The 14,901-nt window shown below is 30.2% G+C and carries 11 protein-coding genes, 1 tRNA gene and 1 riboswitch; of the genes, 11 read left to right on the top strand and 1 reads right to left on the bottom strand.

The window, feature by feature from the left end:
• From FAY47_RS13400 to FAY47_RS13355, 10 genes are all read left to right on the top strand, one after another.
• A tRNA-Tyr gene (locus FAY47_RS13400) sits at positions 1-85 on the top strand.
• A 109-nt stretch (positions 86-194) separates the two neighbouring features.
• Positions 195-297, top strand: a riboswitch (SAM riboswitch).
• A gap of 69 nt (positions 298-366) precedes the next feature.
• On the top strand, positions 367-1,542 hold the full coding sequence (gene metK / locus FAY47_RS13395) for a methionine adenosyltransferase (protein WP_143317422.1): 1,176 nt from the start codon (positions 367-369) through the stop codon (positions 1,540-1,542).
• 135 nt (positions 1,543-1,677) lie between these two features.
• A complete protein-coding gene (locus FAY47_RS13390; RefSeq protein ID WP_143317421.1) occupies positions 1,678-3,900 on the top strand; it encodes an ATP-dependent RecD-like DNA helicase in 2,223 nt (740 codons plus the stop codon).
• 16 nt (positions 3,901-3,916) lie between these two features.
• Positions 3,917-4,933, top strand: coding sequence for a hypothetical protein (locus tag FAY47_RS13385; RefSeq protein WP_143317420.1), 1,017 nt, complete (start codon positions 3,917-3,919; stop codon positions 4,931-4,933).
• The gene (locus tag FAY47_RS13380; protein ID WP_143317419.1) at positions 4,906-5,544 is read left to right on the top strand and encodes a ComF family protein; all 639 of its coding nucleotides are present in this window, start codon (positions 4,906-4,908) and stop codon (positions 5,542-5,544) included. Before FAY47_RS13385 ends, FAY47_RS13380 begins: the two co-directional genes overlap by 28 nt.
• 502 nt (positions 5,545-6,046) lie before the next feature.
• Complete coding sequence (raiA, locus tag FAY47_RS13375) at positions 6,047-6,583, top strand: ribosome-associated translation inhibitor RaiA (protein ID WP_143317418.1); 537 nt, start codon at positions 6,047-6,049, stop codon at positions 6,581-6,583.
• A 193-nt stretch (positions 6,584-6,776) separates the two neighbouring features.
• Positions 6,777-9,311, top strand: coding sequence for a preprotein translocase subunit SecA (gene secA / locus FAY47_RS13370; protein ID WP_143317417.1), 2,535 nt, complete (start codon positions 6,777-6,779; stop codon positions 9,309-9,311).
• 59 nt (positions 9,312-9,370) lie between these two features.
• Positions 9,371-10,472 (top strand): peptide chain release factor 2 gene (gene prfB, locus FAY47_RS13365; protein WP_143317416.1). Its coding sequence is split into 2 segments (ribosomal slippage): positions 9,371-9,448 and positions 9,450-10,472, totalling 1,101 coding nucleotides; the frame shifts between segments, so codons are not numbered across the junction.
• A gap of 181 nt (positions 10,473-10,653) precedes the next feature.
• Positions 10,654-11,949: a uracil permease gene (gene uraA, locus FAY47_RS13360; protein ID WP_143317414.1), complete on the top strand. Its 1,296-nt coding sequence runs from the start codon at positions 10,654-10,656 to the stop codon at positions 11,947-11,949.
• A gap of 72 nt (positions 11,950-12,021) precedes the next feature.
• Positions 12,022-12,735, top strand: a complete 714-nt coding sequence (locus FAY47_RS13355; RefSeq protein WP_143317412.1) for a GNAT family N-acetyltransferase — start codon at positions 12,022-12,024, stop codon at positions 12,733-12,735.
• A gap of 17 nt (positions 12,736-12,752) precedes the next feature.
• On the opposite strand, the gene FAY47_RS13350 is transcribed toward FAY47_RS13355, so the two are convergent.
• On the bottom strand, positions 12,753-14,105 hold the full coding sequence (locus FAY47_RS13350) for a M28 family metallopeptidase (protein WP_143317410.1): 1,353 nt from the start codon (positions 14,103-14,105) through the stop codon (positions 12,753-12,755).
• 561 nt (positions 14,106-14,666) lie between these two features.
• On the opposite strand from FAY47_RS13350, the gene FAY47_RS20980 reads away from it, so the two are divergent.
• Positions 14,667-14,901, top strand: a 235-nt coding sequence (locus tag FAY47_RS20980; RefSeq protein WP_279232062.1) for a Tex-like N-terminal domain-containing protein, incomplete at its 3' end; no start/stop codon positions are given.

Genomic DNA, 14,901 nt, shown 5'->3' with positions numbered 1-14,901 from the left:
GGATGAGTTCCCGAGTGGCCAAAGGGGGCAGACTGTAAATCTGTTGCAAGTTGCTTCGATGGTTCGAATCCATCCTCATCCACCACTTAAGCAAGAATATTCTTGCTTTTTTTATGCAAGTTATATTTGTTGAAATTATAGTGTTGTAATTTTAATATTAATATGCTAAAATACAGTTAAATAGAATATGAAAACTCTTATCAAGAGAGGTGGAGGGAAAGGGCCCGATGAAACCCGGCAACCTGTTAAAATAACAAGGTGCCAATTCCTGTAGGTTTAATATCTACGAGATGAGAGAGATTATTGCAATTCTCTTCTCTGTGAAGAGTTTTTTTATTGTAGAAAAACAAGGAAAGGAAGATGAAAATGAAAAGATTATTTACTTCAGAATCAGTTACAGAAGGACATCCAGATAAAATATGTGATCAGGTATCAGATGCAGTTTTAGATGCAATTCTTTCAAAAGATCCAAATGCAAGGGTAGCTTGTGAAACATGTACAACAACAGGTATGGTAATGGTTATGGGAGAGATAACAACAAACTGTTATGTTGATATTCCTAAAGTTGTTAGAGAAACAGTAAGAGAAATAGGATATGATAGAGCAAAGTATGGTTTTGATTGCGATACTTGTTCCGTTATGACTACTATAGATGAACAATCAGCTGATATAGCTATGGGTGTTGATGAAGCATTAGAGGCAAGAAAAGGTGAAAAGGATGATGTAGAAGCAGTAGGTGCTGGAGACCAAGGTATGATGTTTGGTTTTGCTACAAATGAAACACCAGAATTTATGCCACTTCCAATAGCTATGGCTCATAGACTTTCAAGAAGACTTACAGAAGTAAGAAAGAATGGTACTTTAAATTATTTAAGACCAGATGGTAAAACTCAAGTTACAGTTGAATATGAAGATAATAAACCTAAAAGAATTGATGCAATAGTTATTTCAACACAACATGGTGAAGATGTTACATTAGAACAAATAGAAAAGGATCTAATGAAATATGTTATAAATGAAGTGATTCCAGCAGAATTGTTAGATGAAAATACTAAGTATTATATTAATCCAACTGGCAGATTTGTAGTTGGTGGACCTCAAGGAGATTCAGGATTAACAGGAAGAAAGATTATCGTGGATACTTATGGTGGATATGGAAGACACGGTGGTGGAGCATTTTCTGGAAAAGATCCAACTAAGGTTGATAGATCAGCAGCTTATGCAGCAAGATGGGTTGCAAAGAACTTAGTAGCAGCAGGAGTAGCAGATAAGCTTGAAATTCAATTAGCCTATGCAATTGGAGTTGCTAAACCAGTATCTATAGAAATAGATACTTTTGGAACAGGTAAAGTTGATGAAGAAACATTAGTTTCAATAGTAGAAAAGGTATTTGACTTAAGACCAGGAGCAATAATAAGAGACTTGGATTTAAGAAGACCAATCTACAAGCAAACTGCAGCATATGGACACTTTGGAAGAACAGATGTAAATCTTCCTTGGGAACAACTTAACAAGGTTGAGGAAATCAAGAATTTATTATAATAAAAAGGAACTGATTCAGAAATTTTTGAGTCAGTTCCTTTTTTGATTAATGGGCAAATTATTAATATCCTATGCTATAATTATAATAAACAAAGTAAATTAAAATAAAGGCACAAGATTTGGAGAAGAGATAGTATGGATGTAGTTGAAGGCTTTATAGAAGGCATTGTTTTTAAAAGTGAAGATACTGGATATGTTGTTGTAAAAGTTAATTCAAATAATAAAACAGTTACTGCTGTTGGAACAGTACCTTTTCTTAGAGAAGGGCAACATGTTAAGTTAACTGGTTCATGGAAGGTACATAAACAATTTGGAGAACAATTTAGTATAACAAAATGTGAAGAAATAGTGCCAGATACTATTGATGGAATAGAAAAATATCTATCTTCGGGAATCATAAGAGGAATTGGACCGGTTACCGCCAAAAAGATAATAGAACATTTTGGAGAAGATACAATTGATGTACTTGATAACAATATTAATAGATTAAAGGAAATTGAAGGAATAGGAGATAAGAAATTTAGTATTATATGCGAGTCATATTTAGAACAACATGATTTAAAAGATATAATGATATATTTTCAAGGGCAAGGGATAAGTCATGGGCAATGTTTGAAGATTTATAAAAAGTTTGGACCCAATGCTAAAGAAATAGTACAAAAAAATCCATACATACTTTGTAAGGAGATAAAAGGAATAGGTTTTTTAACTGCAGATAAGTTAGCAGAATCAATTGGAATAGATAGAGAATCAGATTCAAGGATAAAGAGTGGAATTGATTTTATAATAAATAGATTTTGTTCTTCTGGAAATACATATATGCCTAAGAAATTAGTTATAGAAGAAACAAAGGAATTAATAAGAGTTAAAGAAGAGCTAATTGAAGAGAATATATATAATGCCTCATTAGAAAATCAACTTATAATACAAAAAATTAATAATGTAGAAGCTGTTTTTATTCCTGTTTATTACTATAGTGAACTAGGAATAACCGAAAAGATAGCTAAACTGTCATTAGAAAATTATCAAACTATTAATACTGATATAGAATTTGAAATAGAAGTATTTGAAAAAAAGCAAGAGATTAGATTAGCAGCATCACAAAAGGAAGCTATTATAGGAGCATTTACTGATGGGATTGAGATTATTACTGGAGGACCTGGAACTGGAAAAACAACAATAATAAAATCAATAATTGATATATATGAGAACCAGGGAATGAAAGTATTATTAGCAGCACCTACAGGAAGAGCAGCAAAACGAATGAGTGAATCTACAGGCAGAGAAGCGAAGACAATTCATAGGCTGTTAGATATAGGAGCTGGTGAAGAAAATACAGATATAGGTAATGATTCCTATGAACCATTAGATGGAGATGTAGTAATTATAGATGAGGCATCTATGATAGATATTTTTTTGATGAATAATTTATTAAAGGCTATAAGGTTAGGGACTAGGTTAATAGTTGTAGGAGACGTGGACCAACTTCCTTCAGTTGGTGCTGGTAATGTTCTTAAAGACTTAATTAATAGTGGACTTATTAAAGTTGTAAGATTAAAAGAAATATTTAGGCAAGGAGCAGAAAGTTTAATTATAACAAATGCTCATAGAATAAATCAGGGGGAAATGCCTCTATTAAATAGAAAAGATAAGGATTTTTATTTTATTAAAGAAGATAATATGGAGAGTATACTACAGGTTCTTTTAGATTTAATTAATAGAAGATTGCCAAATTTTAATAGGAATTGGGATAAAAGAAAAGATATTCAAGTTCTTACTCCAATGAAGAAAGGTATACTTGGAGTGTTGAATTTAAATGAAAAATTGCAAGAAATATTAAACCCACCATCAAAAGAAAAAAAGGAAAAGAAGCAAAGAAACCTTATCTTAAGAGAAGGTGACAAGGTTATGCAAACGAAAAATAATTATTCTATTAAATGGAGTTTGTTGTCAGAAGGTGAATCTATAGAAGGTGAAGGCGTATTTAATGGGGATATGGGGTTTATCAAAAGTATAAGTGAAGATGGACGCACATTAACCGTAGTGTTTGATGATGAAAAAAAAGTTGTTTATGATTCAGAAAGTACGGAAGAATTAGAACTTGCTTATGCAATAACAATACATAAAAGTCAAGGTAGTGAGTTTAAAGTCGTTATAATTCCAGCTTTTATGGGATCACCTTTTTTAATGAATAGAAATTTACTGTATACAGGTATTACAAGAGCGAAGGAATTGTTAACAGTTGTAGGGTATTCAAGAGCTCTTCAGTACATGGTAACTAATACTGAAAGTATGGAGAGATATTCTACATTGGAATTAAGGATAAAGGATTTGTTATGTAACGATGCTTTAAGTTAATCTGGAAGGTGCATGTATGAATAAAAAGGATATGATAGTTTATGAAGAATTTAATCACGGTGTAAAAAGAATTAGTTCTTGGTATAAAAAAAAATTGAAGAGTTTGTCTATTGTTACTATACCTTTTAATTCATCTTTAATATTTGTAGATATAATATTGGAAGTGATTAAAGATGAAGGGAAAATACTTTACATTTGGGGCAAAGACGGAGAAGTTAAAGAATTAATTGGAAAATTAAAATCATTTAAGATAAATGTTACTTATGGATATACAGAAGATGGTAGTGGTGATTCAGATATTTTATTTTTGAACTATAAAAATATTTCAAAAGTTAAAAGAAAGTTTAAGTTAGCAATATTCGATGATATAACAAGTTATTCATATCTAAGCAAATTTAACTTAAAGGGTGCGTATGAGAATACCTTAGAAATATCAGAAAGATCTATATTATATACAGTTGAACTTGTTATAAAAATAGGAGAGAGATTTGAATTAGCAAGTGTCTGCAAAGAAATGTTAATTGTTGAGCCTAGAATGATTACAACAAGGATTGATTTAAATAAAGATATACCATACATTTTATATGATTATTTAAAATGGTTTAGAGATGAAAAAAAGAGAGTGGTTATATTCGTTCCAGATAAGGAGAAATTAGAAGCTGTATATGATTATTATATAGATAAATTAAAACTTGATGGAGCAAAAATAATTAAGTTTTCAAAAGATGATAGGAAAAAATATATAAATAGCAGTTTAAAAATAAAAGATAAGGCAATATTTATAATAACAGATTATATGGAGGTTTCGTTAGAAGATTCAAGGTTTGAAGCTGCTATAGTTCTTTTTGCTGATAATAATAGATATAATTATAAAAATTTAATATATTTATGTGGAAGTATTTCTAAGATAAATGATGTGGTACCAGAAATGTTATTTGTTTCAAAAGATGTGTCTGAGGATATGGATAAAGCAAAAGACATGGCTAGAGATTTTAACAAAATGATATGGAAAAGAAATTCTATGGTTTTTTAAAAGATATATATTTAGGCGTTTTAGAATTAATATATCCTAAAGAAGATAAATGTATAATATGTAGAAAAGAAGAAGTTAATGGTATATGTAATAATTGTAGAAATGATATAATGCCATGTTTTGATAAAGAGCTTTGTGTTGGATACTATAAAGGAGTTCTTAAGGAATTAATATTAAAATTTAAATATAAAAAAGATTTTACGGCTGGAGAAATCTTAGTTAAACTAGCTGAAGAGAAAATTTTAAGTTTTGAAAGAGATTACTATATAACTTTTATACCAATTAGTAAAGAACGATTAAAGAAATATGGATTTAATCAGTGTGAATATTTAGCTCAGGAGATCGGGTGGAGAAATGGATTTAAAATTATAGATACATTAAAGAAAATTAAAGATACTAGGGTACAGAAAACATTAAATAAAGAAGAAAGAACTGAAAATATGGCAGGAGCATTTGCTGTTAAAGATATAAGTAAAGTAAAGGGTAGAAAATTTATACTTATTGATGATGTTATTACGACGGGGTCTACTATCAATGAAGGTATAAGAGTTTTAAAAGAAAGTGGAGCTATAGAAATAAAAACATTGACTCTTGCTAAATCTCATATATAATATTAATGTAAGGCTAGGTCTGTGGTTGAAAGTCGATGCTAGTCGCAGGCAAAACGATCCACGTAAGCTAGACAAAGTTCTAGGGAGCATGGTGCGGTATAGAAGTAAGCCCTGCCAGCTATAAAAGTTGAGAGGATTAGTAGTGAGAAGTTAAATCTGGGTAGCGAAAGTTCCAGCAGGCGAGTGTGGGGTCAAAGACCAGGTCAGCTAGCTTTACTAATGTAAATTTGAATAAATAAGAGTTATAAGTTTGTATATAATTTGTAATAATATTAAATTATTATTATTAATTATATGCAAATTTTTTTTGTTAAAGATAAACTAACTTGTCATAAAAATATGAAAATAAAAGAAATAGAGAGAATAGAAAAGAGAATATTACATAATATTCTGTAAATTCTGAAAAGTAATATTGAGTTTCTATTAAGAAAAGGTTAAAATATAGTAAAAGAAGATAATATAAGTTTTAAACAATTTTAAACGTATGAGAGGGGCTGGAAATATGAAAGTAAATGTAATGGCAAAGAATATTCAATTAACATCTGCACTAAAGGAAAGTGTTGAGAAAAAAATATCTAAGTTAGAAAGATATTTTAGCCCGGAAGTTGAAGCAAAAGTAACATTGAGTGTACAAAAGAATAGACAAATCATCGAAGTCACTATTCCTTTTAATGGAGTTATATTAAGAAGCGAAGAAAGTACTGATGATATGTATAAATCTATTGATTTAGTAGAAGATAAGTTAGAAAGACAAATAAGAAAGCAGAGAACAAAACTTTCTAGAAAAAATACAGGAGGATCACTAAGATATCCATCCTTTAATGCGAGTGATATAAAGGTTGAAGAAGAAGAACAGCAAAAGATAGTAAAGACAAAAAGTTTTAATGTGAAACCAATGTCGGTTGATGAGGCGATTTTGCAAATGGAGCTTTTAGGACATAACTTTTTCGTATATCAAGATGCAGAAACAAATAAAGTTAGCGTTACTTATAAAAGAAAAGATGGAAATTATGGTTTGATAGAACCAGAATATAGATAGTATTTAGTAAAACCTATGGGTAACCATAGGTTTTTTATTATCAAAATATGGGAAAGATTAGACTAATTTATAAATCTTTGTTAATATATAACTATATTTCTTGATAATACTCGGCGTTAAATGTTATAATTTAAAGATGCACAGTATACTATTATCATAATATACAGAGAATAAATTTTGAAAGGATGAAATTATGGGATTATTAGGTGGTTTATTTAAATCATATACTGAAAGAGAAGTAAATAAAATAAAGCCTATTGCAGATAAAGTTGAAGCCTTAGATGGGGAGATGCAAAAGCTTACAGATGAAGAGCTAAAGGCAAAAACTTCAGAATTTAAAAAGAGACTTGAAGATGGAGAAACATTAGATGATATACTAGTGGAAGCATTTGCAGTAGTTAGAGAAGCTTCAGGTAGAGTTCTTGGAATGAAACATTATAGAGAACAAGTAATTGGTGGAACAGTGTTACATCAAGGAAGAATAGCTGAAATGAAAACAGGTGAAGGTAAAACATTAGTTGCAACTTTACCAGCTTATTTAAATGCCTTAAGTGGAAAAGGAGTTCATGTAATAACAGTTAATGATTACCTTGCATCAAGAGACAGAGAATGGATGGGGCAAGTATATGAATTCTTAGGATTAACAACAGGCGTTATTGTTCATGGTCTTACAAATGATCAAAGAAGAGAAGCATATGGTGCTGATATAACTTATGGAACAAATAATGAGTTTGGATTTGATTATTTAAGAGATAATATGGTTATATATAAAGAAGAAAGAGTTCAAAGAGAACTTAATTTCTGTATTGTAGATGAAGTTGACTCCATACTTATTGATGAAGCTAGAACTCCTCTTATTATTTCAGGAGCAGGAGAAAAGTCTACAGAATTTTATAAAGTGGCAGACTATTTTGTAAAGAGTTTAAAATCTGAAGAAGATTATACTATTGATGAAGAAGCAAAAGCAGTTATGTTAACAGAATCAGGTATACATAAAGCGGAAAAAACATTTAAAGTTGAAAACTATGCTGATGCTGATAATATGTCTCTTCAACATTACGTAACACAAGCGTTAAAAGCTAATGTAACTATGAAAAAAGATAAAGATTACATGGTTAAAGATGGAGAAGTTGTAATTGTTGATGAATTTACAGGAAGACTTATGGAAGGAAGAAGATATTCAGATGGTCTTCATCAAGCTATAGAAGCTAAAGAAGGTGTTAAGATTGCTAGAGAATCTAAAACACTTGCAACTATTACATTCCAAAATTACTTCAGAATGTATAAGAAATTATCTGGTATGACTGGTACTGCATTAACAGAGGCTAGTGAATTTCAAGAAATTTACGGTTTAGATGTTATCGTTGTTCCTACACATAGAGAAGTTCAAAGAATAGATAAATCAGATGTAATTTACATGAATGAAAAAGGTAAATTTAATGCTATAGCTAATGAGATAGCAGAAACTCATAAAACAGGTCAACCTGTACTTGTGGGTACTGTAAGTATAGAGAAATCAGAAGAACTTTCTAAGGTGTTGAAGAAAAAAGGCATACCTCATCAAGTGTTAAATGCTAAATATCATGAGCAAGAAGCTGAAATAATTAGTCATGCTGGTGAGCTTGGTATGGTTACAATAGCAACTAATATGGCTGGTAGAGGTACTGATATTAAGCTTGGAGAAGATGTTGTAGAAGTAGGCGGACTTAAGATTATAGGTACTGAAAGACATGAGTCTAGAAGAATAGATAATCAATTAAGAGGTCGTTCTGGTAGACAAGGTGACCCAGGTTCATCTCAATTCTATATATCACTAGAAGACGAACTTATGAGAAGATTCGGGTCTGATAGAATGCAAGGCATTGTTGAAAAGTTAGGACTTGGAGATGATGATGCTATTGAGAATAGGGTTATTACAAAGCAAATAGAAAATGCTCAAAAGAAAGTTGAAGGTAATAACTTTAATATAAGAAAGACATTACTAGGATATGACGATGTAATGAATGTACAAAGAGAAGTTATTTATGGTCAAAGGGCGGAAGTTCTTGAAGGTAAAGACATTAAAGAACAAATTTTAAATATGACTAAAGAAATAATAACTAATGCAGTTAATGTACATTTAAATGGAGTAGAGCAAGGATCTGAAGATATAGAAACTGAAATGAAGAAATTAGTTGCATATCTAAATGATATTTGTATTCCTTCAAACAAAGTAGATATTGAAGAACTTATGGATCTTTCTAATGAAGAAATTATAGATAAATATATATCTATAGCAAATGATATATATGAAGGAAAAGAAGCTGAATTTGGTTCAGAGAGAATGAGAGAAATTGAAAGAGTAATTCTTCTTAGAAATGTTGATACTAAGTGGATGGATCATATAGATAATATGGATCATTTAAAGCAAGGAATGGGATTAAAGGCATTTAAGCAACAAGATCCAGTTCAAGCTTATCAAATGGAAGGTAGTGAAATGTTTGATGAAATGATAGCAAGCATTAAGCTAGATACAGTTAGATATATATTCCATGTTCAAATGGAGAAGGCTCCAGAAAGAGAAAGAGTAGTACAAGAGACAGGTGCATCACATGCAGGGGCTAGTGACGGAGAATCACCATCAACAAAGAGAGAACCTGTAAGAAAGAAAGTAGAAATAGGTAGAAATGATCCTTGTCCTTGTGGAAGTGGTAAAAAGTATAAGAACTGCTGCGGTAGGGAAGTATAATGAATAATAGAGGTTAGCCTAATTAGGTTAACCTCTAATTAATGAGGGGTGAAATTTATATGTTAATTGAATTAGAAAAAGAGATGAGTAAACTTTCAAGTATCAAAGAAAATATAAAAGAAATGGGGGCTTCACTTTGACAAGGAAGCTTTAGAAAAAAAGATAAATGAATTAGATCTTCAAATGCAGGAAAATGGTTTCTGGGAAGATATTAAAAGAGCAGAAGAAGTGACTAAAGAAAGTAAAAGATTAAAAGATAAGTTAGATAGGCACAATAATTTAGTTTCAAGAGTTGAAGATATAGAAGTATTAAAAGAACTAATGGATGAAGATGATGAAGATTCTGCAAAAGAGATAATTGATGAAATTAAAGCTCTGGAAAAAGAGATTCAAGCATACAAGATAGAATTGTTATTATCTGGAGAGTATGATAACAATAATGTTATATTAACACTACATTCTGGAGTTGGAGGATCAGATGCAAATGATTGGACTGAAATGCTCCTTAGAATGTATACTAGATGGTGTGATAAAAAAGGTTATAAAGTTGAAACTTTGGATTTATTGTATGGAGAAGAAGCTGGAATCAAAAGTGTTACGCTAAGCATTAAGGGTGAACATGCTTATGGATACTTAAAAGCTGAAAAGGGAATTCATAGGTTAGTTAGAATATCTCCATTTAATGCAAATGGAAAAAGACAAACTTCCTTTGCATCTGTGGAAGTGCTTCCTGAACTTACTAAAGATCAGGATATAGATATTAGATCAGAAGATTTAAAAGTTGATACTTATAGGGCTAGTGGAGCTGGAGGACAGCACGTTAATAAGACGGAATCAGCTATAAGAATAACGCATATCCCTACTGGAATAGTAGTGCAATGTCAAAATGAAAGAAGTCAATTCTCTAATCGCGATACTGCTATGGCTATGCTTAAGGCAAAGCTTATAGAATTAAAGGAAAGAGCTCATAAGGAGAAGATTGAAGATTTAACAGGTGAACTTAGAGATATGGGATGGGGAAGTCAAATAAGGTCATACGTGTTTCATCCATATAGTATGGTAAAAGATCATAGAACTAATATTGAAACATCTAATGTAACGGCTGTTATGGATGGGGAAATAGATAATTTTATTAATGGGTACCTTTCAAATAGTAATTAAGCACTTCAAGGCATAACTTAAATTGAGTATTAAGTTATGCCTTTTCTGCTATATAAAAAGTTAAAAGAAAGAGGATATAATAAAAAATTTAGAAAGCAAATAATATTGTTGCTTAGTGTAGATAATATGATAAAAGTTAGTTATAATAGAAATTGTGTAAAAAAATAAGGAGAGAAGACTTATGGAAGAAAAAAGAAGGTCAGAGGATGAAATGTTAGTCATAGATGTAACAGAAAAAGTTCCTTTAAAGAGAGCTATACCACTAAGCATTCAACATTTATTTGCTATGTTTGGATCATCAGTTTTGGTACCAATACTTTTCAAGATAGATCCGACAACAGTGTTATTCTTTAATGGAATTGGAACACTTTTGTACGCATTTGTAACTAAAAAGAAAATACCTGCATATTTAGGATCAAGTTTTGCCTTTTTAGCACCAGTATTTTTATTAATGAGCCAAGGCTATGATTTTCAAACTATCCAAAGTGGATTTGTTGCCACTGGATGTGTATTTACTATAGTTGCAATTATTATAGGATATTTTGGAGTAGGTTGGATAAACAGATTGTTTCCGCCAGCAGCTATGGGGGCAATAGTTACTATAATAGGGCTAGAGTTAGCAAGTTCAGCTGCGGATATGGCAGGATTCCCAGTTGGAGGAAGCAATACTACAGAATTTAATGGAACTTGGGTTATAGTATCCATGGTAACCTTGGGAACTGTAATTTTAGGTAATGTATTGTTAAAAGGATTTTTAAAAGTTATTCCAATACTTATTGGAGTAATAGTAGGGTACATAACAGCTTGCTTTATGGGATTAGTAGATTTTACACCAGTAATGGAAGCGAAATTCTTTATACTACCTAACATAAAAGTAGCGCATTTTGATGTTCAAGCAATAATTACGATAGTACCGGCAGCATTTGTAGTAATAGCAGAACATATCGGTCATTTAAAAGTAACTAGCAGTATAGTAGGAAAAGATTTAACTAAAGATCCTGGACTTAATAGATCGTTACTTGGAGATGGATTATCAACTATGTTATCAGGATTTTTTGGATCAGTACCAACAACAACTTATGGAGAAAATATTGGAGTTCTAGCATTAACAAAAGTATATAGTGTTTATGTTATTTGTGGGGCTGGTTTACTGTCAATTATATTAGGGTTCTCAGGTAAGATGGCAGCTTTGATTAATACTATACCTATGCCTGTAGTAGGTGGAATTAGTATGTTATTATTTGGAACAATAGCTACATCAGGATTAAGAACTTTCATAGAAGAAAAAGTTGATTTTTCGAAGTCAAGAAACTTAATTATTACATCAATAATATTTATTGTTGGATTAAGTGGTATTACCTTATCAATAGGGTCAGTTCAATTTAAGGGAATGGGACTTGCAACAATTGTTGGTATGATAATAAGTATATTATTTATCATATTTGATAAGTTAGGGATAATGAACGAAGAACCATAAAAAAATCCTGTAGAATTATTTAAAAGAATTCTACAGGATTTTTTAATTTATAAGAGTGAAGCGGGGAGAGAAATGAGTGAAGATATAGCAAATAGCATGTTATATAAAAACTATATTTTAAATGTAGATATGATTGAATGCATACGAAGAGGAAATGTTGATATATTATTTGCTTCTTCAGAAGGAGTACTTATACAAGATAAGTACTCCCTTATATATATGTTATCAGCAGAAAATTTAGAAATAGCTGAGAGGATGATAAAGCTTATCCCCTTTGAAGCCGAAATGGTTGTAGTCCATCAAGATTTTTGTTGTAAACTTATAGAGAATAGAATCAATTCTAATTTTAATATAGCATGTTACTATTCAGTATGGACAAAGAAGTTATTAATAGAGATACCAAGAGGCGAAATAGAAGTAAGAAAATTAACAAAAGAAAATTTAGATATAGTAGTTAGTAGTTATTCTAGTATAGATTTAGTTGGGAAAGAATACATAGAAGAAAGAATTGAAAGTGAAAATATGTTAGGTGCGTTTATTAATGAGAAGTTATGTGGCTTTATTGGAAATCATGAAGAAGGATCTATTGGGCTTTTAGAGGTTTTAGAAGAATATAGAGGAATGGGGATAGCTACAATTCTTCAAGCAGAAGCTACTAATAAAGCTCTAAAAGAAGGCCGAATTCCTTACGGTGAAGTGAGGGAAGAAAATGAAAAATCACTAGGTCTACAAAAAAAGCTAGGATTTGAAATATGCAATGACAAAATATATTGGTTAATGAAATAGAACACACCGACTATTTATTAAGACTTATAAATAGTCGGTGTATTTTTTCTATTATTATAATTTGCTAATTTAAAACCAACTAATGAAAAGGATGATAAGGAAAAAAATAATAGTGTTTTGCTATTATAAAATATTAGAGACTTATCGTCATAAGCGTAATCAATGATCTTACATCTTACTAGTTCATAAGTATTTTTAATTGCTTTTGTAGAAATTTTGTCTACAGTGTCTCTAGGTGTGTGGATATTAGTTAAATCACAATTTGATATGGTTAATGAATCAAAACCATTATTTACGAATTCGGCATGATCACTAGAATTCTGATATGATTTAGCAAATTTAAGCTTTTTTATGTTACATATGTTTTCAAGAGAACTTAATAATTTAGAAGAATCTTTAGTAGAATTTTCTCCTGACATTAACGTTATAGGTACATTATCTACACCTATCATATCAAAATTAATTACTTCAGCTCCAGCCAAAGTATCTTTGTATTCACTAGCAAAGTATTTAGATCCCGTTAGTCCTATTTCCTCTCCATTTAAAGCAACAAAAATTATATCTCTTTTTGGTGCTTTTAACGTAGAGTAGCTTTTAGCAAGCTCTAATAAAAAAGAAATACCAGAAGCATTATCTAAAGCACCATAATAAACATTGCCTAGAGAGTCAGTACCTATATGATCATAATGAGCAGTGAGTATAAGGGGTGGCAATGAGTCAGAAGAACCTTCTATCTTTCCAACTATATTACAAACTTTTTCTTCATGGACTGAGTAAGGAAGATCAACATGTAAAGTATATCCTTCTCTAAGTGAATCTAATAGAGAGTTGAATGTAGAAGTATTAATTTCAATTACAAATCCATATTTTGAATTTGGAGAAAAAGAGCTTCTAAATGAAAAGTTTTTATCAAAATTAACATAAAATAGATACTCTATGTTATCTTTAAAAATAGAAAATGATTTAGGGTATATATCAATTCTATCTTTTTTTGAAAAATCTATAGATGAATTTCTAAAAGAAAGAAAATCTTCCTTAAAATCTTCACCAAGAATAAAATTTTTAATGACGGCTGAGCCGTTAAGTAATTGTAAAGAACATTTTTTATCATTTGGAAGAGGGACCTTAACGTTAAAATCTTCTTCAAAGGGCTTTAAGTTATATTTTTTAAAAGTATTTTCAATTTCGGCTCCAACTTTTTTATTAGATTCAGTTCCTGCAAGCCTTCCTTTAAAATCCTTTGATGAAAAATGTTCAATAGTACTTTTCACATTCCAAGGTTTAAATTCGTAGTATGAAAGTTTTAGAAATGCAGATGTCATTAAGCCTAACAATGAAATGATTGTGATGGTAAAATATAATTTTTTCATTATGTTTCCTCAAATTAGTATTTTACTTAATAATATTAATTTAGAGGAAACAATATGAATAGATTATGCTGGCCTTTTAAATAGCATGTCCATAAGGGCGTATATAGTAGTAAACAGGAGGGATACATAAAGTATATTATTAAGTTCGCCATTTATAATGTAAATCACTAGTCCAAGGGTTATAGAAGATAAAATAATGTAGTTAAGAAATTTGTTTAATCCAGATTTACTTGTACAGATTACTGCTGTTGATGAAAAAACTGTCAGTATAAGTGTAAGTAAAGAAAGAATTTCTCTAATGACTTTTGTAAAAGTAATAATCTTGAAGTAATCCAGTACAAGAAGTAGGATTAAAATAACTAAACATAAAGAAACGGTTTTTAAAATCATTTTATTCATACAATCACCTACTGTAAAATATTTACAGTTAAATTATATCAGAAGGTTACATAATATAAAAGATAATGAAAGAGTTAATATGAATTAATTTACAAATTATTTATTTAAAATAGAAAAAAGTTTATAATAGAAGTATTGCGTTTATTTTATAAGGAGGGACTTATGATAAAAATAGAAGAAAGATTGGCTAAAGAATTAGAATTAAAGCTTGGTCAAGTTAATAATGTTATTGAAATGTTAGATGAGGGTAATACTGTACCATTTATTGCTCGATATAGAAAAGAAAAGACAGGTGGACTTTCAGATGAAGTGCTAAGAAAGCTAGCTGAAAGATTATCATATTTAAGAAACTTAGAAGAAAGAAAGTCTGATGTATCAAGACTTATTGAAGAACAAG

Source organism: Clostridium sp. HBUAS56017, assembly GCF_007115085.1.
GTDB classification, from domain to species: Bacteria; Bacillota; Clostridia; order Clostridiales; family Clostridiaceae; genus Clostridium; species Clostridium cibarium.
This window is presented reverse-complemented; position numbering and strand designations above follow the sequence as displayed.

Coding starts and splice junctions, on each gene's coding strand:
- FAY47_RS13385 (WP_143317420.1), top strand. CDS start 3,917: ATGAATAAAAAGGATATGATAGTTTATGAAGAATTTAATCACGGTGTA.
- FAY47_RS13390 (WP_143317421.1), top strand. CDS start 1,678: ATGGATGTAGTTGAAGGCTTTATAGAAGGCATTGTTTTTAAAAGTGAA.
- FAY47_RS13355 (WP_143317412.1), top strand. CDS start 12,022: ATGAGTGAAGATATAGCAAATAGCATGTTATATAAAAACTATATTTTA.
- raiA (WP_143317418.1), top strand. CDS start 6,047: ATGAAAGTAAATGTAATGGCAAAGAATATTCAATTAACATCTGCACTA.
- FAY47_RS13350 (WP_143317410.1), bottom strand. CDS start 14,105: ATGAAAAAATTATATTTTACCATCACAATCATTTCATTGTTAGGCTTA.
- metK (WP_143317422.1), top strand. CDS start 367: ATGAAAAGATTATTTACTTCAGAATCAGTTACAGAAGGACATCCAGAT.
- FAY47_RS13380 (WP_143317419.1), top strand. CDS start 4,906: ATGGAAAAGAAATTCTATGGTTTTTTAAAAGATATATATTTAGGCGTT.
- uraA (WP_143317414.1), top strand. CDS start 10,654: ATGGAAGAAAAAAGAAGGTCAGAGGATGAAATGTTAGTCATAGATGTA.
- secA (WP_143317417.1), top strand. CDS start 6,777: ATGGGATTATTAGGTGGTTTATTTAAATCATATACTGAAAGAGAAGTA.